Source organism: Streptomyces sp. ADMS, assembly GCF_033441795.1.
Lineage (GTDB): Bacteria > Actinomycetota > Actinomycetes > Streptomycetales > Streptomycetaceae > Streptomyces.
Window position 1 is genome coordinate 1 of sequence record NZ_JAVFVX010000408.1, and the last position, 518, is coordinate 518.

The following is a 518-nucleotide window of genomic DNA, read 5'->3' on the forward strand; positions in this document are numbered from 1 at the left end:
CGGACGAGAAGACCTCCATCCAGGCCCGCTGCCGCTGCCACCCCACCCTCGCCCCCGGCCAGGCCCGCGCCATGCGCGTCAACCACACCTACGGACGCGGCGGCGCCCTGGCCTACCTCGCCGCCTACGACGTCCACCACGCGAAGGTATTCGGCCGCACCGAACCCACCACCGGCATCAACCCGTTCATGAACCTGGTCGCCCAGGTCATGAGCACCGAGCCCTACGCCAGCGCGAAGCGGGTGTTCTGGATCGTCGACAACGGCTCCTCCCACCGCGGGCAGAAAGCTGCCGCCCGACTTACGGCCGCGTTTCCGAACGCGGTGATGGTCCACACCCCGGTCCACGCTTCATGGTTGAACCAGGTGGAGGTCTACTTCTCCGTCGTGCAGCGCAAGGTCGTCTCGCCCAACGACTTCACCGACCTCGCCCAGGTCGGCGACCGGCTCCGGGTATTCGAAGCCCGCTACAACGCCACGGCACAGCCGTTCCAGTGGAAGTTCACCACCTCCGACCTG

The 518-nt window shown here is 67.6% G+C and carries 1 protein-coding gene; it reads left to right on the plus strand.

Annotation, left to right across the window (positions count from 1 at the left end; translation table 11 throughout):
* A partial coding sequence (locus RB628_RS41300) for a transposase (RefSeq protein ID WP_318325759.1) occupies positions 1-518 on the plus strand: 518 nt, incomplete at both ends.